Origin of the sequence: Massilia sp. LjRoot122 (assembly GCF_964252725.1) — a bacterium.
In the GTDB taxonomy this organism is placed as follows: Bacteria; Pseudomonadota; Gammaproteobacteria; order Burkholderiales; family Burkholderiaceae_D; genus Telluria.
Genome location: NZ_CAXUPB020000001.1, coordinates 2,081,295 through 2,105,303, shown reverse-complemented (window position 1 = coordinate 2,105,303; position 24,009 = coordinate 2,081,295). Strand labels below are relative to the sequence as shown.

Genomic DNA, 24,009 nt, shown 5'->3' with positions numbered 1-24,009 from the left:
TTCCTCTAATAGGATTGGATTTTTATGTCAGCGGCTGATCTCGACCGCCGAGACGATGGCCTGCCCCTTGGTCGGCTTGAATTCCAGCTCGAGCAAGCCCTTGCTGACAGTGACCGGGAAACTCCGGGTAATCGCGGTCAGCGGCGCACCGGCCGCCGCGGCGATGTCGACATCGGCCAGGCTGCGGGTTCCGTTTGCAATCACGTCGAAGCGGCGCTCTCCGGCAGCGGCGGAAGGCTCCACGAAGGTGAGCGCAACCGTGTACTGCCCATTGTTCACCGGAACGCGGTACTTGAACGCACCTTCGCGGTAGCTCGCGACCAGGGGCTGCGCCTGTGTTCCCGAGATCTGGACGACCACGGGCGCCCTTCCCCGTCCGCCCGGCTTGTTCGCGCTGCCTGCCGCGCCACCCTCGAAGAAAGCATCCGAGCCGTAGCGGTTGGCGCCGGCTGAAGCCGCAACAATCGCGCCGCTGTCGATCCGGAAAGCGTTGGCCGCACTTTCAGCCAGCTTCCATTGAATTGCGTCCTGCACCTCGCCCGACGCGAACTTGCCGGTAGCAAGCAAATCGTTGCTTCCGGCCGCCAGCCGGACAGCAGGCCAGACGCACACGCGGTCGGCGCAGTCGCTCTTGGCGCCGAGTGAACGGCCATTCAACGTCAGCTCGGTGGAAGGCGCATTGCTGTAGACGCGCACGTCCGTCACCGCATACGCGCGGTCGACGTAGCGGCGACCGTTGATGTGCACGGTTGGCGTGTTCGTCCAGTTCGCCTTGTAGAAGAAGTAGGCATCCTTTTTCAGCTTGCGGTCGTAGGTGACGAGTCCCTTGGTGTTGATGTCGTCGGAATCGCCCTCCTGCCGGCGGGTGGTGGCGAAGTCGAAGCCGACCCATAGCCAGGTGCCCCACAGATAGGGCTTGGCTGCGAGTGTCGGCCAGGTCTGCTCGTGCAGCCACGACAGGTAGCCCTCGGGCTGGGTACGGCCACGCGAGTCGATCGGGCCGCCGAGCGGATCGTCGGTGTGGATCGAGGTCGCGCCGCCGGCGCCGTACTCCGTCACGGCGAGCGGCTGGGCCGGGTGCTTCGCGCGCAGCATGTCGAGGTGCGGCCCGAGTTCCGCCGGCGTCTTGCTGTACCAGCCGAAATAGCGGTTCGCACCTGCCAGGTCCACTGCTTCGACCGTGGTCGGCACGTCCGGCATGCCGCTCTCCTCGCAGCAGGTGGCGAGCGTCGTCGGACGGCTGGGATCCTCCGACTTCGCCAGGGCATTCAGCATCTTCAGGAGCGGCATGGGGCTGCTCGCGCTCTTGGTCGGCCCTCCGAGGAAGTCGGGTCGGGAGGAGCCGAAATCGACCTCGTTGGCGATGCTCCACACCGCGACCGAAGGATGGTTGTAGTTCTGCCGGATCAATTCCTGGAGCTGCTGCCTGATGTTCGCGACAAAACCGGGGGTGGAGGTCCACGCGGTCACGAGCCCGATTTCATCCCACAGGATCAAACCGTGGCGATCCGCCAGCTCGTGGATCCATTGGCGGTGCTGATAGTGGGTAAGCCGGATCGAGTTCGCGCCCATCTCGCGGATGATCGCGACGCTGTCCTCGACGTCCTGCCTGCTCAGTGCCCAGCCCTTGCCTTCCTGGTCCTGGTGGAAGCCGACGCCGAGCAGGCGCCGCGGCTTGCCATTGAGGAAGAATCCCTTGTCGGCATCGAAGCGCATCTGGCGGATGCCGAAAGCGTGGTCGAAGGCGTCCAGAAGCTTTCCGGAAGCGGAACGCAGTTCCACGCGCAAGGTGTAGAGATAAGGGTCTTCGGTCCCCTGCCACAGGCGGGCATTGCTCAGCTTTAGGGTCTGGGCTCGCTCGAGACCTTCACCCGGCTGCAACGCGAGCTTCTGCACTGCGCTGGCGACGCTCTTGCCGCGCGCATCGATGAGCCGCGCCGATAACTGAATGTTGGACGGTGACTGGCTGTCGTTGCGCAGCTTCGTCCTGACCTCGACTTCCGCCTGCTTTCCGCTGATCGACTTCGTGGTGGCGTAGACACCGGGGCCGCCGAAGTCGAGCATGTCGATGTGCACCGGATCGGTAAAGACGAGGCTGGCCGGGCGATACAGCCCGCCGTGGACAAAGAAGTCGCCTGCAAGCGGAGCCAGGTCCGCGGTCGACGATCCCGGTGCGGGAGCGGTGTTGTCGACCCTCACCGCCAGCACGTTCGGCGCGCCGTAGTTCAATGCGGCGGTCGCATCGAAGCGGAAGCGCGAGAAGCCGCCCTTGTGCTCGCCAAGTCGCGTGCCGTTCAGCCACACCTCGGCGGCCCGGCTGGCGGCGTCGAACTGGAGCCAGGCGCGCTTGCCCTTGCTGCCTGCGGGCGCCGTAAACGTGTGCCGGTACCAGCCGATGCCCTGTACCTTGTTGATGTGCTCGGCGCGGTTGACGTGGCTTGCGGGATCCGGCAGATAGAAGCCAACGCGGTTCCACGTGTGCGGCACTTGCACCACGGACCAATGACGCGCGTCGAATTCGGGCTTCTCCGCGCCTTCGACGTTCGCGTCCTGGATGAAGCGCCAGCCGTCAGAGAGCTGAATCGTCTGGCGGACCTGCGCCCCGTGTTGCGCGCGCGGCTGCGACGCGGCAGGCGCTGCACCGAATGCCACCTGCCAACAAGCAAGCGCCGCAATCGCTAGAACAAACTTCTTCACTTTCCACTCCTATAGTAACAACCAGGTCTCATACGCTTTGACAGCGCGCCTCATTGTAGAGGCGGGAGCTCGACCAGGGTCAGTCGAGCTCCCTCCAGGTTGACTAGAAGCTGAAGCGCACGCCGGCCCGGACGGTCAACCCGGCGAGGTCGTAGTAGGCGTTCTGATTGGCCGGTGGAGGCGGATCGCGATCCAGCAGATTGTTGATCGTGACGTAAAGCTCGCGACGTCCGGACTCGCCGCCGAAGTCGTAACTCGCCCCCACGTTCACGAGCGTGTAGGACGGGATCTGGTTGTTGTTGACGCTGTTGACCGCCGCAGGCGTGTAGCCGGGTTCGTCGGGGCCTACGAGGCCGTTGTTCTGATGACCGCGGCTGATGAAACGTACCTGGCCGTTGACCGACAGGCGCTTCCATTTATAGTCGAGCGCCGTCGTCCACATCCATTTCGGCAAGCCGGCGGGACCGCCGAACCCGGCGCCGGTCTGACCGGCGCGGTTGATCCCCTCCGGGTACAGCGCCGACACGTCCGTCGAGGTGCGGTATTCGAAGACACGGGTGCCCTGTATGTTGAAGCCCAGCGTTCCGGCGAGTGCGGCGTTCAACTCGCCAAGCGGCTGCCTGTACGACAGCTGCATGTCGAGGCCGCGGGTACGGAATTCGGCCACGTTGGCGGTCGTTCCCCGAATCCCGGTGATCTGCCCATTCTTGACATCGTTGTTGGCAAAGGTGATCAGCGAGCAGTACGAATTCCCGCTGTACACACCCCCGAGCATGCAGTTGTTTACCACGTTCGACGGGGCGGTGCTGGTGATCGCGCCATCGATGTCGATCCGGTAGTAATCCGCCGAGACGCTCAAGCGCTTCAGGTAAGTGGGCTGGAACACCACACCGAACGTGACGGTGTTGGCAATCTCCGGCTTCAGGTCGGGATTCCCGCCGACCGTGACGCCGGCTGCATTCGTGATCGGCGCAACACCTGGACGCGGATCTTGCGGTAACGGCAGGCTCGGCGCGGCCGGGGTATAGAGCTCGACGAGGTTGGGCGCACGAATGTCACGCGAGCGGGTAGCGCGCAAGCGGAAGTCCGCAGTCGGCTCCCACGACACGCCGCCTTTCCAGGTAGTGACCATCCCCGAGCTGCTGTAGTCGGTGCGACGCACCGCGCCGTTGACATCGAGTGTCTTGGCGAACGGCATATCCTTAAGCAAGGGCACGATCGTCTCGGCATAGGCTTCCTTGACAGTGACACTCGCCGACTGCAGATTGGCGCCTGCCCCCGCCAGCCAGCCATTCGATTGCGACAGCGGGTCGACCGTCGTCACGAGCGATTCCTTACGGTGTTCGAGACCGGCGCCGACCGAAACCGGACCGGCCCAGTTCGAGAACGGCTCGCCTTGCACGTTGGCCGAGAATTCACGGAGACGCGATATGGTCTTGGCGCTTGCAGTGCCGCTGATGTAGTTGAACGCGCCGGCAGAGCCGCTGGCCTGACCGAGGATGTTCAGCGGCTCGCATCCGGCAGCGCGGGCCGCGGCATTGCGGCAGACCACCTGGCCGCCCACCAGGACCGCATCGATCGCGTTCCTGAAGTTGGCGTTGACCATGTTGTTCCCATACGCCGTATCGGCCTTGTCGCGACCGTTCTGGTACGAGATATCCCATTCCCAGGTATCGCCGAATTTGCCCTCCAGCCCGGTTGAAATATAGCTGGTGTCGTGCGAAATACCCCTGCGTACGGGGCCGAAATCATTGCCGAGATAGCCGATCGACAGACCCGCAGCAGGAACCAGCGCCAGCTGCGCCGGCGTCAAGGCCTGTACCAGGTAGGCGTTGTCGCGCGCGATCGGCAGAGCTGGTCCGGCGCCGGCGCCATCGCGCCGCGCGATGAGGATGTTGCCGCTTCGTGTATGCGAGAACAAGGGCTGGATGTAGGCGCTGAGACGGTCGTTGAACTCGTAGCTGATCTTGCTCAGGAAGTTCGCACGTTCCAGCTGTGGGCGAAGTTGCAGTGGATACCGGTGCGTGATTCCGGCCGCCGCGTTGGCAGCCCTTGCCTCATCGGTGAAGATATCTTGTGACGTAAGGAGATTGCCGTACAGGCCAGGCGCAAATCGAGCAGTCGTCGTGGCGCCGTTGGGCGCCTTCACAAATGCCAGGCCGAGCAGAGGACCGTTGGTGCGAATGAGACCGCCGGTCGTGCCGTTGCCCACTAATCCATTCTCGGCGATGGCGTTTGCAGTCGCGCCGGCCGGGCGATTTGGAAACGCAAAGACGATGTAGCTCTCCCGGCCCCACTTGCGCTCATCGTTGTAAATGTCCGTTCCGGTGTTCTTGTTGTATTCCCCGCCGACGATGACATGTCCCTTGCCGCCCGCGAAGCTGCCGCCCCACGCAAGACTGCCGAAGGTGTCCCTCATGTCGTTGTAACGGGTCGCCCCGTATTGGACATTGCCTTTCACGCCTTGCAGCTGGTCGTTCAGGACGATATTGACCACACCGGACACCGCGTCGGAACCGTAGGAGGCAGACGCGCCGCCCGTCACCACGTCGACAGTGCGGATCAGGGCCGTCGGAATCATGCTCATGTCGATCCCGGCGCCGTTATTGGTCTGCGGAAGGCGATGACGATCGAGCAGGACGAGCGTACGCGTTGCGCCGAGGCCGCGGAGATCGGCGAGGGTTTGACCGGAATTGCCGATCCCGCCGCCTGCGGGCGTCTGGCTGCCACGGAACGACGGGATCTCGTTGAGGATGTCGCCAATGTTGACGGTGGCGCGCTGCTCCAGGGTCGCGGCGCCGATGCTCACCGTGGGCGTCGGGGCGGAATAGCCGGCGCGGTCGATACGCGAGGCGGAAACGACCACCGACTGCACCTGACCGCTTGCAGGCGCTGCAGGAGCGGCGCCGGGGGCCTGGGATTCGACAGGTGCGGCGGGGGCACCGGTCTCGGTCTGTGCATGTGCCGGGACCGACATTGCGAGCGCGCCGAGCGCTGCGAGTGCGGAATGGATGGCGATGACCGAACACTTCACCGCGGGGCGGGACGAATGATGCTTCATTGTTGACTCCTCCAATTGCGCTGCTGTTTGAATAGTTTTAGTAGGCCGGGGTGCGGTGTCTCAGCGCACCAGGCAGGGGCGTTTCGGATCGAAGCTCCACCCCGGGATCAGGTATTGCATTGCGACGGCGTCGTTGCGCGCGCCCAGGCCCATGTTGCGATAGGCCTGGTGGGCTGCCTCGACGGCGTCCAGGTCGAGCTCCACGCCCAGGCCTGGCGCCGCCGGCACGTCGACCTTGCCGTCCCTGATCTGCAGCGGGTTGCGCGTCAGGTATTGGCCGTCCTGCCAGATCCAGTGGGTGTCGATCGCGGTGATCTTGCCGGGAGCGGCCGCCGCCACATGGGTGAACATGGCCAGCGAGACATCGAAATGGTTGTTCGAGTGCGAACCCCAGGTCAGGCCCCACTCGTTGCACATCTGGGCCACGCGCACCGAACCGTGCATGGTCCAGAAGTGCGGGTCGGCCAGCGGGATGTCGACCGACTGCAGCTGCACCGCGTGGTTCAGCTCGCGCCAGTCGGTGGCGATCATGTTGGTGGCGGTCGGCAGGCCGGTGGCGCGGCGGAACTCGGCCATGGTTTCGCGGCCTGAGTAGCCGTTCTCGGGGCCGCACGGGTCTTCCGCATAGGCCAGCACGTGGTGCTGGTCGCGGCACAGGCGGATCGCGTCCTTCAGCAGCCAGCCGCCGTTCGGGTCGAGCGTCACGCGGGCTTCCGGGAAGCGCTCGGCCAGCGCGGTCACGGCGGCGATCTCCTCTTCGCCGCGCAGCACGCCGCCCTTGAGCTTGAAATCGCGGAAGCCGTAGCGATCGTAGGCCGCTTCGGCCAGGCGCACCACCGCTTCAGGGGTCATGGCCTGTTCGTGGCGCAGGCGCAGCCAGTCGTCGCCGTTCTCAGGATCGCTGTCGTACGCCAGGTCGGTCGCGTTGCGGTTGCCGATGTAGAACAGGTAGCCCAGCATCTCCACCTGGGCGCGCTGCTGGCCGTCGCCCAGCAGCGCACACACCGGCAGGTCGAGGAACTTGCCCAACAGGTCGAGCAAGGCGGCTTCCAGCGCCGTCACCGCATGGATCGCCACGCGCAGGTCGAAGGTCTGGTTGCCGCGTCCGCCCGCATCGCGGCCGGCGAAGGCTGCACGTGCACTGTTCAGGATCGCGTGGTAATTGCCCACCGCCTGGCCGATGACCAGCGGGCGTGCATCTTCCAGGGTCTGGCGAATGGCTTCTCCACCCGGCACTTCGCCCACGCCGGTGTTGCCGGCGCTGTCCGTCAGGATGACCAGGTTGCGGGTGAAATAGGGACCGTGGGCGCCGGACAGGTTCAGCAGCATGCTGTCGCGCCCGGCCACTGGAATGACGCGCATGTCGTGCACGACAGGCAGTCCGTTGCGGGGAATATGGTGTTGGTTTGACATCGGAATCTCTCGGTACCGGTACCATTACCGGATGAAGTGATGCTAGTTGGAAGCAGTCATCTATGTCTAATCGATAATTCGGATGCACCGAATTGATGAATCAGATAGGTCGCCGCCCTGTTGGGGTGCATGAGGTGGTACCGGTACCCCACAAAACGACGCCCGGCGCAGATACTGGGCCGGGCGTCCTGATGAACCGGATATAAGTCAGCGGGGATCGATGCTGAAGGAAGACAGGATGGCGGCGCCGGCCTTTGGAACGAAGTCGATGCGGGCCTTGCCGCCGCTGACGCGCAAGGGCACTTTGCGCTCGAGCGCCCGCAGGCTGCCGGCCTGCGCCGCAATGTCCAGGTCGGCCAGGGCGACACTGCCCTGCACCAGGACGTCGAACACCCGCTGGCCCGCGGCCTGCTTCTCGACCGGCTCGACGAAGCGCAGGGTCAGCTCGTACTCGCCATCGGGCAGCGGCAGCTCGTAGCTGAAGCGGCCGGTCCGGTAAGCCAAGTAGATCTGCTGGTCGGCGGCTCCCTGCACCACTTTCGGCGGCGGCGGGTTGCGGCGCACCGGTTCATTGAGCAGCTTGCCCTCCCCGCCCGTGAAGAAGTTGTCGGAGCCGTAGAGGCCGACGCTGGTCTGCATCACTCCCAGCTGGCCGGCCAGGACCCGGTAAGTGCCCGGACCATCTGCGCGCCGCCATACGGCCCGATCGCGCAAGGCCTTGCCCTTCACGGAAGCGCTCACGACGACCTCGTTGTTCCCTTTCGCCAGCACCACGTTGCGCCACAGGCAGATCCGCTCGACGCAGTCCACGCTGCCCAGGTCGCGGCCGTTCAGCGACAGGCGCGCAGTCGGGGCATTGCTGTAGGCCTTCACGTCGGCGACCGGGCTGGCGCGCTCCGTATAGCGGTGGCCGGCCAGGTAGATCATCGGCTCCGGATTCCAGTGCGCCTTGTAGAAATAGAAGGACTCCTTCTTGACTGTCCGGTCGAAGCTGACGATGCCCTTGTCGTTAGTGTCGACCAGGTCGCCCTCCATGCGGATTGCGGTGCCGAAGTCGAACATATTCCACAGCCAGCTGGCCCAGAGATAGGGCTTGTCGCGCAACTGGGGCCAGGTCTTCTCGTGGATATAGGACTGGAATCCTTCCGGGTGAGGACGTCCGCCGGCGATGATCGGGCCGCCCAGCGGATTGTCGGTATGCTGGGACAGCGCCCCGCCGGCGCCGTACTCGGTGACGCTGATGGCTTTCTTCGGGTAGAAGGCGTGCACTTCGTCCAGGTAGGCGCTCAGGTCCGCCACATTAGCGTAATACCAGCCGAAATAGACGTTGATCCCGAAGACGTCGACGGCCTGGGGCGGCGAATCGAGGCCCTTGCCCGGCGTGGTCGGCATCAGGCTGCCCGGGAGTGTGCCGCAGCAGCTGGCCAGTACCGGTGGCCTCGAAGGATCTTCCGCACGCGACAAGGCGGCCAGGCGCTCCAGCAGGGGCACGGTGGGCGGCTTGGGCTGCATCCAGACGTTGGCGATGTTCGGCTCGTTCGCGATCGACCAGACCGCGATCGACGGGTGGTTGTAGTTCTGACGGATCAGTTCGCGCAAGTGCTGTTCCGCGTTGGCGATGAAGCCGGGCGTGGCGGTCGGTTCGCCATACGGCGCCGACAGCAGTACGAGGGGCACTTCGGCCCAGACGATCAGGCCCATCCGGTCGGCCAGCGCATAGCCCTCTTTCGGGTGCTGGTAGTGCGCGAGGCGGATGGTGTTGGCGCCGATCTCCTTGATGATGGCATAGTCCCGCTCCAGCTCGGCCATGCTGGAAGCCCAGCCGTTCGCCCCGGTTTCCTGATGCCGGTTCACGCCGCGCAGCGCCAGCGGTTTGCCGTTCAGGAAGAAGCCCTTGTCGGGATCGAAGCGCATGGTGCGGATGCCGAATTGCTCCGTCACAGTGTCGACCGTGCGGGCGCCGGCCAGCACATCGACCCGCACCGTGTACAGGTAGGGATCGGCGACGCCGTTCCACAGGCGCGGCTTGGCCACGTCCAGGCTGGTCTTGACTTCGCGCTGCGCCGACACCGCCATCTCGAGCGGCTGGGTGTTGCTCGCGACGGTCTTGCCTTTGGCGTCGACCAGCGAGGTACGGACACTGACCGCCTGCGCGGCGGCGGCATCGTTGCGTACTTTCGCCACCACTTCCACACGGGCGCGGCCCGGCTCCAGCGACACGGTGCGGGCATAGACGCCCGGCCCGCCATGGTCGCCCAGGTCGACGTGCACGGGCGCCGTCGTGATCAGGGAGACCTTGCGATACAAGCCGCCATACATGAACCAGTCGCCGCCCATCGGCAAGGTCTCGGCGGTGACGGAGCCCTTGGTGTCCGGCGCCGTGTTATCGGTGCGCACCACCAGCAGGTTGTCGCCAGGACGCAGCGCGTCGGTGACGTCGAAGCGGAAGGCGGATACGCCGCCGGCGTGGCGGCCCAGCAGCACGCCATTGAGCCAGACATCGCTGACGATGCTGGCGCCGTCGAACTGCAGCCAGGTCCGGCGCGGCTTCTCCGCATTCGGACCGGCACGGAACTTCAACTGGTACCAGCCCTTGCCGCGGCTGTCGTTGGCATCGGCCGCCTTGGTCGTGTGACCGCCGATCCGGTTCCAGGTGTGCGGCAGCGTAACCGCCTGCCACTGGCTGGCGTCGGACTGCTCGGAGTGCTGCTCGCCGAAGGCGAAGCGCCAGCCCTCGACCAGCGGGGTGGCGGTCCGGGCGCCGGCGGCCGGCGCCGCATGCGCCCCTGCGCCGATCAGCAGGACGGTCGCCAGCACTGCGGCGACCCGGTGGAAAATGCGTCGGAAATTCATGTCAGGATCCGTTTCAAATATTGCATACTGGTGCTGATACTGGCCATGGGATCGGCCGGAGAGTCGTGTTCGACGTAAAAGTGCTGCATGCCGGCGGTGTCCGCATGCGCGAAAATGGGACGAAAATCGATCATCCCCTGCCCCAGCGGCACTGGCAGCATGCGTTCGCGGTCCATATCCTTGACGTGCCAGAGGACGAAGCGCCCCGGGTAGCGCTTGAACAAGGCCACGGGATCGACGCCGGCCTTGACCGCCCAGCCGATGTCCAGTTCCATCGCCAGGCGTTCGGGACTGGTTCCCTTCAGGATCATTTCGTAGGGCCTCGTCTCACCCAGCGGCTTGAACTCGGTCTCGTGATTGTGCAGCGAGAGCACGAGGCCCGCCTTCCTGCACGCTTCGCCGGCGCGGTTCAACATCTCGATGGCGCTGTCGACTTCCGCGAGCGAAGCATGCGGCACGCCGGCACACACCAGGTGGCGTGGGCCGCCATCGGCCAGGTAGTCGATGATCTCATGCAGGTTGTCACGCAGATTCAGCGACTTGCGATAGACGACCGGTTTGCCGTTCGCGTCGAGGCGCGGCGGAGCCTTCGGATCGATCTTGCGCGGCCCGCCCGGCACATGGTGCGAGGACCAGGTCATGCCCAGCTCGCCCACCATGGCGGCGAACTCCCTGGGTTTCATGCCATAGATGCCCGCCTGCTTGCTGTACGAGGATTGCAGGTCGCGGTAGCCGATCATGGCAACCTCCCGCAAGGTGCCCTTCACGTCCGCGTCGATCACGTCGAACAGCGTGAAGAGTTGCAGGCCGAAAGCCCGCGCAGGGCTGGCGAACGCCGGAGCGAATGCAGGCGCCGCAAGAGCTCCGAGAAACTGCCGTCTGTTGATCATGGCCGCTTTCAGTAACTCAGGCCGAAGCCATAGGGATACAGGGTGTCCACGGCCGGGTAGCCCGGCACGTCCGACTGCTTGTTGACGATCGCCTCGAGCTTGTTCGCCAGCGCGAACGGCAGCTTGCCCTGGGGTTTGAACTTGCCGCTGACGACATCCAGCAGCGCGATGTCCGTGACGCCGAAGGTAGCCAGCACTGCGCCCGCTTTCCTGAAGCCGCTGGCCTCGTCCAGCACATAGGGCTGGCGGAAGTAGATCGCCAGTACCGTGCGCTCGGCGCCGACCTCACGCATGACGGCCTGGATATCCGCCAGCGAGGGCGACATCTGCCAGGACTCGGAGGCCGCCATGGCCGTGAACGAGAGCTTGTCGGCCTCCCAGGGGAAGGAACCGCCGAACAGCATGCCCATGTCGTCCACGCATTTCGGGTTCTGCGCCGGGTGGCTGACGCAGGGATCTTCCGTGCCCCAGGTCTTGCCGGTGCGCGGATTCAGCTTGCCCGCATCCGCGCCCATCTGTTTAGTACGATAAGCCAGCGTCGTCTTCATCGGGTTCGTCACCTGGACGCGAATGATCGCCACGTCGTGGCCCGCAGCGCTCGGGCGCGACCCTGGGACTGTGTAATTGCCGTCGGTGGCCTTGTAACCGTAGGCCTCGACGTCGGCCTTGCCCATCCCCATGGTGTAAACGCGCTTGCCGGCCGCCAGCGGCAGCAGCCCGGCCTTATTCTGCAACAGGACGATCGACTGCTTCTGCACCTGCAGCCCGGCGGCGCGGTGCCCCGCTTTGCCGATGATGCTGTCGACCTTGGCGGCATCCACGTAGGGGTTCTCGAACAGGCCAAGCCGGAACTGGGCCAGCAGCAGGCGGCGCGCCGCTTCGTCGACCCGCTCCTGCTTGACCAGCCCACGCTCGACCAGATCGAGGATGACCTTGTTCTCATTGAATCCGGACAGCACGTCGACCCCGGCATTGATCGCCGTCGCCGCGCGTTCCGGCACCGACTTGCCCTCGAGACCCCAGGCGCGCTCGTTGATGATGCCGGTATCGGAATTCACATAGCCTTTAAAACCCAGCTTGTCGCGCAGCAGGTCGGTGACGATCTGGCGATTGAATGCGAAGCCGAGCTGGTCATAGGTGACGCCTTCGTAAGTCACCTTGATCGGCACGCCGTAGTAGGGCATGACCGCTTCCAGGCCGGCGTCGATCGCCGCCTTGAAGGGTTTGAGGTGGTAAGCGAAATTACCGCCCGGGTAGACCTGCCCCTTGCCGAAGGAATAGTGCGGATCCAGCCCCTGCTCCTGCGGTCCGCCGCCAGGGAAGTGCTTCATCGTCAGCGCGACGGATGAGCGCGGGTTCAGGGGGCCACCCTGCAGGCCGCCGACCAGGGCGCCCATGATGTCGGCATTCAGGTCGGCGTTCTCGGTAAATGCTTCGGAAATGCGGTACCAGCGCGGCTCGGTGGCGAGATCCGCCATGTAGCCGTACACCCCGCGCAGGCCGACTGCACGGAACTCGGCCCCCATCACGTCGGTGAGGGCGCGCACCGGCGCCATGTCGCCGGTGCCCAGCGCCGCCGCCGCGATACCCGCTTCGCGCGGGAATTCCGTGAAGGCACCGGCGCCGCCCGAGATGCCGAAGCGAGGGTCGTTGTTGTAGTGGTTGCGCTGGTTATCCTTGAACAGCGCGGGAATGCCCAGGGGCTCGGCCTCCGCCATGGCTTGCACGGCATTGTGGAACTCGGCCAGTTGGCGCGGCGTGACGGTGAAGCCGCCGCGGCCCGCCTTGACGCTGCCGTCGCAGGCATCCGGCTTGGGCCCGGCCACATTGCGCAGGATGAAGTGCGTCATTTTCTGCTGCCTGACGTAATCGGCGGCCTTGGTGTCCGCCAGGGCGCCGGCGCAACCGGCGTTCAGGGTATCGATCAGCATCATGCCGGCCTTCTGCTCGCGGCTCATGCGCGGCAGCAGGTCGGCGGCCCGTTGCTCTGCGCTCAGGCGCCAGTCCTCATACCGATCGAGGCGGCCGTTCCCGTTGGCGTCACGGAAAGCGCGGCCATCCACGTTCAGGACCGCCTTGCTGCGTACGCCGATAACGGGTTGGTCGGCGCGATCGAGGGCGCCCGGGGCGGCGCAGCCCCCCAGGACTGTCAATACGGCGAGCGCCGTCGAACGTGCCAGCACGCGGCGGCGCAAATGAATGACTTGCATGTAATCTCCTCGGCAGGTCGCAGCCTGCCTGTTATCGTTCGACCTCCACCCTGACGGTAGCGGTACCATTTCGAGTCGAAGAGATCGTATGCGCATTCGAACCGATGTGTCCAATCGATAATTCGAATGCGTAGAATTGCCGAATCAGATAGCTGCGCCGGACTGCACCACGCGCTGCTCGATCGCACCGAACGGCGCCTCCCCAGTCGGCGTACGTGCGCACATGCGGACCCGGTCGCCGAAGCGCATATAGGGGGTGGCTGGCGCGCCCTGGGCGATGATCTCGATCACGCGCCGCTCCGCGATGCAGGCCGAACCGCGTTCACCACCGGCGTTCGACACGGTACCGGTGCCGACGATGGTGCCGGCGCTCAGCTTGCGGGTGCGCGCGGCATGGGCCAGCAATTCGCCGAAGCTGAAGTGCATCTCGCCTCCGTGCGGATGACCGAAGCTCGCCTCGTTCCAGGTGACTTCCAGTTCCAGCTGCACGCGGCCGTCGCGCCAGTACTCCCCCAATTCGTCCGGCGTCACCGCGACCGGGGCGAAACTGGTCGAGGGCTTGGCCTGCAGGAAGCCAAAGCCGGTCTTCATCTCGCGCGGACCGAAGCTGCGCAGGCTCCAGTCGTTCAGCTGCACCACCAGGCGAATCGCCTGCTGCGCTGCCGCCGGCGTGGCGCCCATGGCGACCGGACCGGTGATCACGCCAAACTCGCCTTCGAAGTCGATGCCGAGCGCTTCGTCCGGCATCGGGACCGCTTCGCAAGGGCCGAGGAAGTCGTCCGAGGCGCCCTGGTACATGACGGGGATGGTGTCGAAGTCCGGAATCGGCGGAGTGTTGAAGGCGCGCTCCATCAAGTGGCCGTGGTTCAGGAAGGCGGAGGCATCGCACCACTGGAAAGTGCGCGGCAGCGGCGCCATGCAGCGTGCCGGATCGAACGGACGCGCCAGGGGTTTGAGCCCCGCATTGAGCGCATCCGACAGGCGCTGCAGCTCGGGGGCAACCTCGTCCCAGCGCTGCAGCGCCTGCAGCAGGTTCGGTGCGAGGCCAGAGGCCTCGACAGCCCGGCTCAGGTCACGCGAGACGACCATCAGGCAGCCATCGGGCTCCCCATTGCGGTAAGTGGCAAGTTTCATGCGCTCTCCTTATTTACGCGGCAGCGCCAGCAGCGCGTCGTCGACGATCGCCACGGCGCGCGTCCAGCCGGCCGAACCGCGGCGCACCTTGTGCGGGAAACAGCTGATGAAGAAGCCGTGGCCCGGCAGGCTTTCCAGGTTGTGCAGCTTCTCGAGGTGGCAGTAGCCGATGTCGCGTCCGGCCTTGTGCCCTTCCCAGATCAGCGACACGTCGCCGGTTTCCGCGATCTTCTTGGCGGTGTACGAGAACGGCGCATCCCAGCTCCAGGCGTCGGTGCCGGTCAGGCGCACGCCGCGTTCGAGCAGGTACATGGTGGCCTCGTAGCCCATGCCGCAGCCGGCCTGCACGAAGTCGTTGTGGCCATAGCGGCTGCCGGCGCGGGTGTTCACCACCACGATGTCGAGCGGCTGCAGTTCGTGGCCGATGCGCTTCAGCTCCGCCTCGACGTCCTCGGCGGTGGCGACATAACCGTCCGGGAAGTGACGGAAGTCGAGCTTGACGCCCGGCTGGAAGCACCACTCCAGCGGCACCTCGTCGATCGTGATCGAGGCCTTCTTCTCCCCATTCTTCGCATCCATCGTCGAATGGAAGTGGTAAGGCGCGTCCAGGTGGGTGCCGCTGTGGGTGGTCATGGTCACCCACTCGGCGGCGGCCGCCTCGCCATCCGGATAGTCCTCGGGCGTGGTGCCGGGAATCATGGCCATGAACTCCTTCAGGGTTTCATCGTGCTTCTGGTAGGTGATCTTCGGCGCCAGCGGCGGCGGATCGGACAGCACTTCGTTCTCGAGGTAGATCGACAGGTCGATGAATTGGCGTGGCATGGGGTCTCCTTCAGATCGGGGCGGCGAGCGCCATCAGGGTCTCGCGCATGATTTTTCCGTGTTCTTCCTTGTCGCCGCCGGCGATCTCGATCTCGCCCAGGCGGCCGGAATTCTGCACCACCATGCGGCAGCGCTCCCAGCGGCGTTCCTGGTAGCGCGCCAGGGCCTCACCCACGCTGCCGCCCTTCCCCACCTCTTCGGCCAGCACGATCGCATCCTCGATCCCGATGCAGGCGCCCGAGGCCATGTGCGGCGTGGTGGCGTGCACGGTATCGCCGACCAGTACCACGCGGCCGCGGTACCAGGGGGCCGGCACCAGCAGGCTTTCCAGCGGGCGGTAGACGATCTGCGAATGCTCGTCGAGCTGCTGGGCAACCTGCTGCATCAGCGGCGCCGGGAAGCGCGCCAGCAAGCCTTTCAAGGTCGCCAGGAACTCGCTCGGGGGGATGTGGGTGTTTTCCGGACGGTCTTCGGTCACGAACAGGTACATCTCGTCGCTTGATACCGGATTCAGGCCGGTCTTGACCTTCGGTCCCAGCCACATCATGGTGCCCGTGACTTCCGCGGGCCGCGGCAGTACCGCACGCCACACGCCCTGGCCGCTGTACTGCGGCTTGGGCGCATCCGGGAACAGGGTTTCACGCACCTTCGAGTACAGGCCGTCGGCGCCGATCACCAGATCGTAGCGTCCGCGGCTGCCGTCGCTGAAGCTGACGTCAACGCCCTCGTCGTCCTGCTCGATCTGGGTGAACGTGCAGCCCAGCCGCACCGAGGCGCCGGCCGCGCGGGTAGCCTCGGCCAGGATGCGCGCCAGCACCGGCCGCATGATGCCTGCGTTGCCCGGTACGTCCGGGCCGGCAATGCGCGGGGTCGGCAGCGCAGCGACCTTGACACCGGTCGGGATGAAGATATCGACGCCATCCGAGGCTGCGCCTTCAGCCAGAAACGCGTCGAGCACGCCGAGGCGGCGGAAAGCGCGCAGGGTCGCGCCGCCCAGGCTGATGCCGGCGCCGTAGGAGCGCCAGCCCGGGTCGATTTCGACCAGGTCGACCTCGACGCCCTGGCGGCGCAGCTCGATTGCCGCGGCCATGCCGGAGAACCCGCCGCCGATGATAAGTACTTTGTTTGCGCTGCTAGTCATGTTCCGTGTCCCCTCCACCTTCGCGGCAGATGTAAATGTCTTGTTCCGATGTGATGACGATCCCGACCGGCTGCAGCGATTGGCCCAGGCAGGGCCCCAGCGTGCAGACACCGCTCGCGATGTCGAATTGCGCGCCGTGGGCGGCGCACACGATGCGGCTGCGGTCGCCGTTCAGGTAGGCGTCCTTGCGCCAGGCCATCGGGGTGCCGCCGTGGTGCGGGCAGGCGTCGTGCCAGCCGTAGACCTTCCCGCCATGGCGGACCAGCAGCACCGTGTCGTGTCCCTCGCCCCAGGGGTCGAAGCCGCGCGACTGGCCTTCCGCCAGCGCGTCCTCACGGCACAGGAATACCGATGCGCTCATGCCCTGCTCCTAGTGGCGCTCGCCGGCGCCTGCCGCCCCGGGCGGCGGACCGCCCGGCGCCCACTTGTCGCGCCGCTCGAACAGGAACAGCTGCGAGGCGTCGGCATCCATCGGGATCGCGCGCGCCACCCAGGCCTCGTCATGGATGTCCATGTCGGCGTCGTATTCGACGTGGCAGCCGAGCGGGCTGTTGAAGTACCAGAACCAGTTCGAGCCCATCTTGTGGCGGCCCGGACCCCAGAACGACTGATAGCCCTTGTTCACGAAGCGGGTACCGGCCTGCATCACCTCGGTCGGCCCGCCCATGTGGAAGGTGAAGTGCTCGCAGCCCTTCATGAAGGGCGGGGTCTGGATCATGAACAGGGTGTGGTGGTCCGCGGTGCCGGCGGGCTGCAGGAAGGGCCCGGCGCCGACCAGGCGGTCGGTGCAGCGGAACCGGAGGCGCTCCACGTAGAAGGCTTCGGCCTTGGCCGTATCGGGCACGAAGTACACCACGTGCGACAGCGTGCGCGGCAAGGCCGGGGCATCTTCACTCACACCCACCACGTTGGCAGGCCGCTGCGGCGGGGCGCCGGGCGCGTTGATCGGCTCGGCCGGCAGGTCGAGCGGACGGCGCACGGTGAGCTGGAAGCCAAGTACGAAGCCCATGTCGTCGACCGACTCGATGCTGCCGTCCGGCAGGCGCTTGACTTCGCGGTCGCGTCCCAGCTCTTCCGCGATCGCGCCCAGGGTGGCCTGGTCGGCGACGCCGTAAATGGTCTTGCGCAGCATGCTGGCAGTGCCCATCGCGGGCGGCAGCGCCGCATCGTCCTTATGCGCGATGACGATGGCAGTGCCATCCAGTGCTTCGAAACGGCCTCCTCCGACCGGCGCCAGGCCGTAGTCGGTCAGGTATTGGGTACAGGCGTCGACGTCGTCGACGCCGAACAGCAGTGCGTCGGGTCCGATGATATTCATGGGTGTTTTCTTTCTCGATGTGGTCAGATTGCCGTGCGGCCGCCCAGGGTCTCGGCGACCCAGTCGGCGATGTAGGCGCCCGCGTTGGCGGAATTATCAAAACTGGAGTGCTGGATGCCGCCTTCGCGCTCGGTGAAGATCTTCAGTTCGCGCTTGGGGCTGTTGACCAGCTGCTCGTAGGTCCGTTCGGCCCAGTGCAAGGGGATCTGCGAGTCCTTCTGGCCGTGCGTCACCAGGAAAGGCACCTTGATGCGGTCGAGGATGCCGTCCAGGTGGACGTTCTCGGCGATGCGCATGAAGTCTTCCTGGTCCTTGGCGCCCCAGACCCAGCGTACGTGTTCCCAGTAGTGCGGCACCGGGAAGCTGCCCTCCTTGGCCAGGCGCTTCTTCTGGACGTCGCGCCAGTCGTGGTTGGCGCCCCAGACCACGCCCATGGCAAAGCGCGGCTCGAAGGCCACGGCGCGCGGGCAGTAATAGCCGCCCAGCGACACGCCTTCCAGGCCGATGCGCTTCGGATCGACGTCGGCGCGGGTCTCGAGCCAGTCAACCACCTTGCTGGCCCAGCGCTCGCTGTCGTAGACAGCGTGCATGCCGTGCAGGCGCAGCGCTTCGCCGGTGCCCGGCTGGTCGATCACCAGCGAGGACACACCGCGTTTGGCCAGCCACTGCGGCAGGCCGACGCGGTACTTCATTTCCTTGGTCGAATCGAGTCCGTTGACCTGCACCAGGATTGGTGCTGGCCCATCCACACCCTCGGCGCGCACGTACAGGCCCGAGATATGGGCATCGCCGTAGGGGATCTCGACCCGCTCGCAGTTCTCTCCGGCCAGCTTCAGGCCCTTGTTGAATACCTCGATGAAGCGCTTGTACAGTTCGAGGCGGCCCGGCGCGCCATGCGCCTGCAGGCGCTCTGCGGTCAGGTAGTAGGTGGCCGCGCGGCCGTACTTGTCGCCGGCCGAGATCAGGCGGCCGCGCGCCTCGTCCTCTTCGGCCAGGCCGCACAGCTTGTCGGCCATCTTCGCCCAGGTCTCGCGGAAGGCCTTGGTGCCCGCGGCATCCGGCTGCTTCGCCGCTTCCTGCAGCGGAGCGCACATTTCCTCGATCTCGCCGATGCGTGCGCCCATTTCGATGGCCAGGTCGACCGACAGGTTCCAGGGGTAGTTGGTGGGAAAATATTTAAACATTTGTAGTGAGATGGCTCGTGAGTAAATGATGCGTATCCCACTGTAGGGAGGCCCGGGCCATCCGTAAAATGGATTATTCCGATACGACCTATCGGTCGGCTGAATGCTTGACCGGCGGCTTCCAGTCCGCGGGCTTCAAGCCCTGGCCCAGCAGGCGCTCCGCGTTGCGCCAGGCGATGCCTTCATGGTCGTCCTGCGACAGGCCCGGCACCGAGTCCAGCAAGTCCGAGAAGGTGTATTGGCCCATGTCGAAGGGATAATCCGAACCGGTCACGACCTGGTCGATACCGGCTTCCTGGATCAGGTGGCGCAGCGCCTCCGGTTCGTACACCAGGTTGTCGAACCAGATCTGGCGCAGGTAGTCGCCCGGTGGTTTGGCGCAACTGCGCGCATCGGGCCGCGCATGCCAGGCGTGGTTGGAGCGCCCGATGTACGACGGCAGGTAGCCGCCACCATGCGCCGCCAGGATCTTCACGCCCGGGTAGCGGTCCAGCACGCCGCCGAAGATCAGGTGGGAAAGCGCGATCGTGGTTTCCAGCGGCTGCCCGATCACGTTCGACAGGTAGTGGCGGTCCAGGCGCGTCCCCAATGTCGTGCCGAACGGATGGATGAACACGATGCATCCGAGTTCTTCCACCTTGGCCCAGAAGCGCTCGAACATCGGATCGGCCAGCTCCTTCCCGGCGACCATCGTCGAGATCTCCACGCCGCGCAGGCCCTGCTTGCGCACGGCCTGCTCGAGCTGTTCGATCGCGAGCGCGGGATGCTGCAGTGCCAGCGTGCCCAGTCCGAGGAAGCGGTCCGGATGCGTCGCGCACAATTCAGCCATGCCCTCGTTCTGGATGCGAACGACTTCGGCAGCCAGGTCCGGTTCTGCCCAGTAATAGTGCTGGGTCGAGGTAGGGCTCACCAGCTGCATGTCGACGCCCATGGCATCCATGTCGCCCAGGCGCTGCTGGAGATTGGTCAGCTTCGGCCCGGCCTGCGGCAGCATCACCTTGTTGTTGTAGTCCACGGTGGCAGCGCCCATCGCACGCAGCATCAGTTCGGGTTCCGCCAGCTTCTGCGGCAATCCTGCAACCAGCTTTTCGACCTCCGGGAAGAAGGCGTGGCAATGGAGGTCGACGGTGAATGTCCGGGTTTTGCGGCGCGCTGCGTCCTGCACATGCACCGGGGAATTCCCAGGGCAATCGCCAGGGCATTTCGGCGTACATTGATGAAACAGCATGCGGTCTCCTGATCGTGAGTGGGGCGGCGTGAATCCGGTCGATTCTAGCGATCCCCTACGCATCGCTCGCGCGATTTTTCCGATTGCTCGCATCGGCCAAACCGATGGGTCGCGAAGCCGCGGCACCTATCGGTTTTGCCGACGTCTCCTAACGGAATTCACCATTCGTCAACAGGAAGCGCTCTCCCTATACTGGCGGCTCGAGATCCCAGCTAACCACCATAGGAAAGAACTGTATGACGGACACGCACACCCAGGCCGGTTTCAAGCTCGGCAGCTTTTCGGCCGCCGGCTCAGAAGCGTTTGCCGGTCTCCTGCGGGATGACCAGGTCATTGCCCTGCACGTGCTGAAGAAAGTGGCTGAGGGCAATGGGTTGCAACTGAGCGGCAGCGAATCGGTGTATGCCCTGCTGCAGAACTGGCAAAGCAATTTCGCCGTTCTGTGCGAGACGCTCGCGCTGGCCGACCAGAACGGCGCGCTCGACTGGACACCGCTCTCCAGCCTCAAGGTGCACGCCCCGGTCGAGCTGCCGCGCCAGATCTTCTGCACCGGCGCCAACTACTTCAAGCACGTCGTGGACATGCTTGTCAGCATGGGCCCTGGGGCACAGCCCGCGACTGCGGGAATGACACCGGCAGAACTACGTACTTACGCTGAAAACCTGATGCAGGAGCGCGCCGCGACGGGCTCACCCTACGTCTTCAGCAAGATTCCCTCCGCAGTCACCGGACCATACGATCCGGTCATCCTGCCTGCCCTGGCGAGCCAACCCGACTGGGAACTGGAACTGGCGGTCGTGATCGGCAAGCCGGCGCGCCATGTAAGCCGCGAAGACGCCGCGGACTATATCGCGGGCTATACCATCGCCAATGACATCACCAGCCGCGACCTGATCTGGTGCAAGGAGCCGAAGGCCATGGGTACGGACTGGGTGTCGAGCAAGAACTCCCCTACTTTCCTCCCGCTCGGGCCCTACCTGGTGCCGGCCGCTTTCGTCGCCGATCCGCAGCAGCTCCAGATCGTGCTCAAGCTGAACGGCGAAGTCATGCAGGACGAAACCACGTCCGACATGATCTTCGACATCGCTCGCCAGATCGAATACATCTCGAGCCGTGTACAGCTGTGGCCGGGCGACATCATCTGCACCGGTTCGCCGGCCGGGAACGGCATCCACTACGGGCGTTACCTGCGCGACGGCGACGTGATGGAAGCTTCGATCACCGGACTTGGCGAGCAGCGCAACCCCTGCGTCGCCGAGGCCCGCGCCTTAATGCGCTGAATCGTCCAGGGCTAGCCATTCCCGGAGCGCGGCGAGCACCGCATCCGGCTGCTCCATCATCGACATGTGGCCGCAGTCGTCGACCAGGCGCAGGATGGCGCGCGGCGCCAGTTCCGCCATCCGGCGATGCCGCTCCGGCGGACTCCAGCCATCTTCCATCCCGCAAAGAATGAGTGTCGGGCAGTCGAGCTTCTTCAATACCTCGGTCGCATCCGGCCGGCCCAGCAGGGCGCGGGTCTGGGCCGCGTAGATCGCGCCCGACATGCGTCCCACCATGTCGAACACGGCCTGGACCAGGAACGGCTCGCTGCGATGGCGTGGCGCCAGCATCGGGAGGCCCCAGGCCGCCGCGACGGAGTCGATGCCCGCTTGCAGCGCCTGGTTGACGAGGACGGCGCGCCTGCCCGCTTCGCCCGCCGCAGGGGCGTCGAAGCCGGTATCGAGCAGCGCCAGGCGCTCCACGCGCGAGCCTGCACGGCGCACGACTTCGAGCGCGACGCGTCCTCCCATCGAGTGCCCCGCCAGCGCGAAGCTCTCCGGCGCGTTGCGCAGGACATGCTCCGCCATCGCCTCCATCGAATCCTGTTCCACGAATTTCAGGATGCGGACATCGTAGTCGCGCCCCAAGGCCTCGGCCTGGGCTTCCCACACCACTTCGTCGCAAAGCAGGCCGCACAACAGCATCACTGTTTTCATTGCTGTTGTCCTTAAATGTCCAGAACGAGCAGGCTGGTCTTGGCGCGCGAACAGCAAGGCGTGAACTGGTCGTTCGCGGCATGTTCCTCGTCCGTCAGGTACAGGTCGCGGTGATCCGGCACACCGTCCAGCACCCGGGTCACGCAAGTTCCGCAGACGCCTTCCTCGCATGAATAGGGGACATCGATGCCCTGCTCCGCCAGCACCTGGATGACCGTGCGCCCGGCCGGCACAGTCAGCACCTGTCCGCTCGACGCGAGCTTCACGTCGAAGGGCTGGTCGCCGGCAGTGTCGACGACCGCCCCCGAAAAATATTCAACGTGCAGCTGCGCGTCGGGCCAGCCCTGTGCGCGCGCCGACGCCAGCACGTACTCGATGAAGCCTGATGGCCCGCACACATACAAATGCTGGCCGGACGGCGCCGCCAGCAAGGCAGGAAGGTCCAGCTTCTGCGCCGCGTCACCGTTGTCGTAATGAAAATGCACCTGCCGGGAGAAACCTGATGCCGCGATGCGTTCGCGGAATGCCGCATGCTCCGGCGAGCGTGCGCAGTAGTGCATCTCGAATCCAGCCCCTTTCGACGCCAGCGCTTCGGCCATCGCCAGGATCGGTGTGACACCGATTCCGCCGGCGATCAGGAGCGTGTGCGCGGCATCCACCAGGGGGAAGTGGTTCCTGGGCGCGCTGATCGACAGTACCGCACCGGCATGCACCGCGTCGTGCATCGCAACGGAGCCGCCGCGCGAGCCGGGATCGCGCAGCACGCCGATCAGGTAGCGGTGCGTTTCATGCGGTGCATTACATAGCGAATACTGACGTACGTGCTTGTCGCCGACATGCACGTCGATATGGGCGCCCGCCTCGAAAGGCGGCAGCGGCATCCCGTCCAGGCGCACCAGTTCGTAGCTGCAGATACCCTCGGCCTCGCACACTTTCGCCGCAACGCGGACCTCGATCGTGCTCATGCCACCTCCCGGGCGGCGCCTTCAAGCGCGAGCCAGCGGTCGATGATCCGGCGCGACTGCACGCCGCCGGCATCGATGTTCAGCATCAGGAGCTTGCGCTCGGGATGGCGCAGGATGTTCTGCTGCTGGAGCTCCAGCATCTCGCGGTCTTCACTGAAAATCTTGCCCTGTCCCTCGCGGATCATCCTGGTCAGCTCCGCATCCTCCGGCCTGAATCTGCGCGCCATGCCCCAGAAATACCAGTGCGAGGTCTCGGTCTCCGGCGTGATGAAGTCGACCACGATGCTCGACACCTTGTGCGCCGGGTCCGCGTGGTAGCCGCCTTTTCCAGCATGGGCCACCCCGACCTCGATCATGACGTGGCTGGGGGCGTTGAAGCGGCAGATCTGCCAGCGGTCCACCGGCACGTCGTCGGCCAGGCCATTGCCTCGCAACGCGGCACGCCAGAACGGCGGTGCGCTGATGTTGTCCATGAAGCGGCTGGTGATCACCTGCTCGCCCTCGACCCTGGTCGTGACCGGCGCCTCGTCGATTTCCTTTTGCCCGATACTCGACGCATGGACATAGGTCTCATGGGTGAGGTCCATCAGGTTGTCGACCATGAGGCGGTAATCGCAGTTGATGTGATACAGGCCGCCGCCATACGCCCATTCCGGATTGTCCGCCCATTCGAGATGGTGGATCGCTGCCGGGTCGGCGAGCTTCTCGTCGCCGGTCCAGACCCAGATGAAGCCGTAGCGCTCTTCGACCGGATAGCTGCGGATGCAGGGGAAACCGCGTACGCGCTGGCCCGGCATGCTGATCGTCTTGCCTTCACACCCCATCTCGAGGCCGTGATATCCGCAGACCAGATTGCCGTCGCGGACGAATCCGAGCGAGAGCGGCGCTCCCCGGTGCGGGCAGAAATCCTCGACCGCCGCCACCTTGCCTCTCTCACCGCGGTAGAACACGATCTTCTCGCCGCAGATCTGCCGGCCCAGGGGCTTGTCCGCGATTTCGTCGGGCGTACAGGCCACATACCATGCGTTTTTCGGGAACATGCTTGTCTCCTTGATTGTTTGTGTTGGGGGCTCGCCCTAACATTCAGTACACTGAATGTTTAAAACAGTATCATCGT

17 protein-coding genes are annotated in these 24,009 nt (G+C 65.2%); 1 reads left to right on the top strand and 16 read right to left on the bottom strand.

Annotated elements, in window-relative coordinates; genetic code table 11:
- Positions 1-27: 27 nt before the first annotated feature.
- From ACSQ25_RS09305 to ACSQ25_RS09245, 13 genes are all read right to left on the bottom strand, one after another.
- Positions 28-2,697 carry a glycoside hydrolase family 2 TIM barrel-domain containing protein gene (locus ACSQ25_RS09305; RefSeq protein WP_436105408.1) on the bottom strand — a complete coding sequence of 890 codons (2,670 nt, stop codon included), beginning with the start codon at positions 2,695-2,697 and terminating at the stop codon, positions 28-30.
- A gap of 103 nt (positions 2,698-2,800) precedes the next feature.
- Positions 2,801-5,758, bottom strand: a complete 2,958-nt coding sequence (locus tag ACSQ25_RS09300; RefSeq protein WP_436105407.1) for a TonB-dependent receptor plug domain-containing protein — start codon at positions 5,756-5,758, stop codon at positions 2,801-2,803.
- Positions 5,759-5,818: 60 nt separating this feature from the next.
- The gene (gene gudD, locus ACSQ25_RS09295; protein WP_436105406.1) at positions 5,819-7,171 is read right to left on the bottom strand and encodes a glucarate dehydratase; all 1,353 of its coding nucleotides are present in this window, start codon (positions 7,169-7,171) and stop codon (positions 5,819-5,821) included.
- A gap of 207 nt (positions 7,172-7,378) precedes the next feature.
- The gene (locus ACSQ25_RS09290) at positions 7,379-10,024 is read right to left on the bottom strand and encodes a glycoside hydrolase family 2 TIM barrel-domain containing protein (RefSeq protein ID WP_436105405.1); all 2,646 of its coding nucleotides are present in this window, start codon (positions 10,022-10,024) and stop codon (positions 7,379-7,381) included.
- Entirely contained in the window at positions 10,021-10,914 is an 894-nt protein-coding gene (locus ACSQ25_RS09285) for a sugar phosphate isomerase/epimerase family protein (RefSeq protein WP_436105404.1), read from the bottom strand. The genes ACSQ25_RS09290 and ACSQ25_RS09285 overlap by 4 nt, the downstream gene beginning before the upstream one ends.
- 8 nt (positions 10,915-10,922) lie before the next feature.
- Positions 10,923-13,124 carry a glycoside hydrolase family 3 N-terminal domain-containing protein gene (locus ACSQ25_RS09280; protein WP_436105403.1) on the bottom strand — a complete coding sequence of 734 codons (2,202 nt, stop codon included), beginning with the start codon at positions 13,122-13,124 and terminating at the stop codon, positions 10,923-10,925.
- 144 nt (positions 13,125-13,268) lie between these two features.
- Positions 13,269-14,258: a fumarylacetoacetate hydrolase family protein gene (locus ACSQ25_RS09275; RefSeq protein WP_436105402.1), complete on the bottom strand. Its 990-nt coding sequence runs from the start codon at positions 14,256-14,258 to the stop codon at positions 13,269-13,271.
- 9 nt (positions 14,259-14,267) lie between these two features.
- The gene (locus tag ACSQ25_RS09270; protein WP_436105401.1) at positions 14,268-15,080 is read right to left on the bottom strand and encodes a cyclase family protein; all 813 of its coding nucleotides are present in this window, start codon (positions 15,078-15,080) and stop codon (positions 14,268-14,270) included.
- Positions 15,081-15,090: 10 nt separating this feature from the next.
- On the bottom strand, positions 15,091-16,221 hold the full coding sequence (locus ACSQ25_RS09265) for an FAD-dependent oxidoreductase (RefSeq protein ID WP_436105400.1): 1,131 nt from the start codon (positions 16,219-16,221) through the stop codon (positions 15,091-15,093).
- Positions 16,214-16,582 (bottom strand): Rieske (2Fe-2S) protein, encoded by a 369-nt coding sequence (locus tag ACSQ25_RS09260; protein ID WP_436105399.1) that lies wholly within the window; start codon positions 16,580-16,582, stop codon positions 16,214-16,216. Before ACSQ25_RS09260 ends, ACSQ25_RS09265 begins: the two co-directional genes overlap by 8 nt.
- Before the next feature lie 9 nt (positions 16,583-16,591).
- Positions 16,592-17,539: a VOC family protein gene (locus ACSQ25_RS09255; RefSeq protein ID WP_436105398.1), complete on the bottom strand. Its 948-nt coding sequence runs from the start codon at positions 17,537-17,539 to the stop codon at positions 16,592-16,594.
- Between the two features lie 23 nt (positions 17,540-17,562).
- Complete coding sequence (locus ACSQ25_RS09250; RefSeq protein ID WP_436105397.1) at positions 17,563-18,723, bottom strand: alpha/beta hydrolase family protein; 1,161 nt, start codon at positions 18,721-18,723, stop codon at positions 17,563-17,565.
- A gap of 88 nt (positions 18,724-18,811) precedes the next feature.
- Positions 18,812-19,894, bottom strand: coding sequence for an amidohydrolase family protein (locus ACSQ25_RS09245; RefSeq protein WP_436105396.1), 1,083 nt, complete (start codon positions 19,892-19,894; stop codon positions 18,812-18,814).
- 293 nt (positions 19,895-20,187) lie between these two features.
- Between ACSQ25_RS09245 and ACSQ25_RS09240 the strand changes: the two genes are divergently transcribed.
- Positions 20,188-21,231 (top strand): fumarylacetoacetate hydrolase family protein, encoded by a 1,044-nt coding sequence (locus ACSQ25_RS09240; RefSeq protein WP_436105395.1) that lies wholly within the window; start codon positions 20,188-20,190, stop codon positions 21,229-21,231.
- Here ACSQ25_RS09240 and ACSQ25_RS09235 read toward each other — a convergent pair.
- Genes ACSQ25_RS09235 through ACSQ25_RS09225 form a run of 3 tightly spaced genes read right to left on the bottom strand, consistent with a single transcriptional unit; the run spans position 21,220 to position 23,932 of the window.
- Positions 21,220-21,927 (bottom strand): alpha/beta fold hydrolase, encoded by a 708-nt coding sequence (locus tag ACSQ25_RS09235; RefSeq protein WP_436105394.1) that lies wholly within the window; start codon positions 21,925-21,927, stop codon positions 21,220-21,222. The genes ACSQ25_RS09240 and ACSQ25_RS09235 overlap by 12 nt on opposite strands.
- Before the next feature lie 11 nt (positions 21,928-21,938).
- Positions 21,939-22,892: a PDR/VanB family oxidoreductase gene (locus tag ACSQ25_RS09230; protein WP_436105393.1), complete on the bottom strand. Its 954-nt coding sequence runs from the start codon at positions 22,890-22,892 to the stop codon at positions 21,939-21,941.
- A complete protein-coding gene (locus tag ACSQ25_RS09225; protein ID WP_436105392.1) occupies positions 22,889-23,932 on the bottom strand; it encodes an aromatic ring-hydroxylating dioxygenase subunit alpha in 1,044 nt (347 codons plus the stop codon). The genes ACSQ25_RS09230 and ACSQ25_RS09225 overlap by 4 nt, the downstream gene beginning before the upstream one ends.
- Positions 23,933-24,009: the final 77 nt, after the last annotated feature.

Coding starts and splice junctions, on each gene's coding strand:
- ACSQ25_RS09300 (WP_436105407.1), bottom strand. CDS start 5,758: ATGAAGCATCATTCGTCCCGCCCCGCGGTGAAGTGTTCGGTCATCGCC.
- gudD (WP_436105406.1), bottom strand. CDS start 7,171: ATGTCAAACCAACACCATATTCCCCGCAACGGACTGCCTGTCGTGCAC.
- ACSQ25_RS09290 (WP_436105405.1), bottom strand. CDS start 10,024: ATGAATTTCCGACGCATTTTCCACCGGGTCGCCGCAGTGCTGGCGACC.
- ACSQ25_RS09285 (WP_436105404.1), bottom strand. CDS start 10,914: ATGATCAACAGACGGCAGTTTCTCGGAGCTCTTGCGGCGCCTGCATTC.
- ACSQ25_RS09280 (WP_436105403.1), bottom strand. CDS start 13,124: ATGCAAGTCATTCATTTGCGCCGCCGCGTGCTGGCACGTTCGACGGCG.
- ACSQ25_RS09275 (WP_436105402.1), bottom strand. CDS start 14,258: ATGAAACTTGCCACTTACCGCAATGGGGAGCCCGATGGCTGCCTGATG.
- ACSQ25_RS09270 (WP_436105401.1), bottom strand. CDS start 15,080: ATGCCACGCCAATTCATCGACCTGTCGATCTACCTCGAGAACGAAGTG.
- ACSQ25_RS09265 (WP_436105400.1), bottom strand. CDS start 16,221: ATGACTAGCAGCGCAAACAAAGTACTTATCATCGGCGGCGGGTTCTCC.
- ACSQ25_RS09260 (WP_436105399.1), bottom strand. CDS start 16,582: ATGAGCGCATCGGTATTCCTGTGCCGTGAGGACGCGCTGGCGGAAGGC.
- ACSQ25_RS09255 (WP_436105398.1), bottom strand. CDS start 17,539: ATGAATATCATCGGACCCGACGCACTGCTGTTCGGCGTCGACGACGTC.
- ACSQ25_RS09250 (WP_436105397.1), bottom strand. CDS start 18,723: ATGTTTAAATATTTTCCCACCAACTACCCCTGGAACCTGTCGGTCGAC.
- ACSQ25_RS09240 (WP_436105395.1), top strand. CDS start 20,188: ATGACGGACACGCACACCCAGGCCGGTTTCAAGCTCGGCAGCTTTTCG.
- ACSQ25_RS09235 (WP_436105394.1), bottom strand. CDS start 21,927: ATGAAAACAGTGATGCTGTTGTGCGGCCTGCTTTGCGACGAAGTGGTG.
- ACSQ25_RS09230 (WP_436105393.1), bottom strand. CDS start 22,892: ATGAGCACGATCGAGGTCCGCGTTGCGGCGAAAGTGTGCGAGGCCGAG.
- ACSQ25_RS09225 (WP_436105392.1), bottom strand. CDS start 23,932: ATGTTCCCGAAAAACGCATGGTATGTGGCCTGTACGCCCGACGAAATC.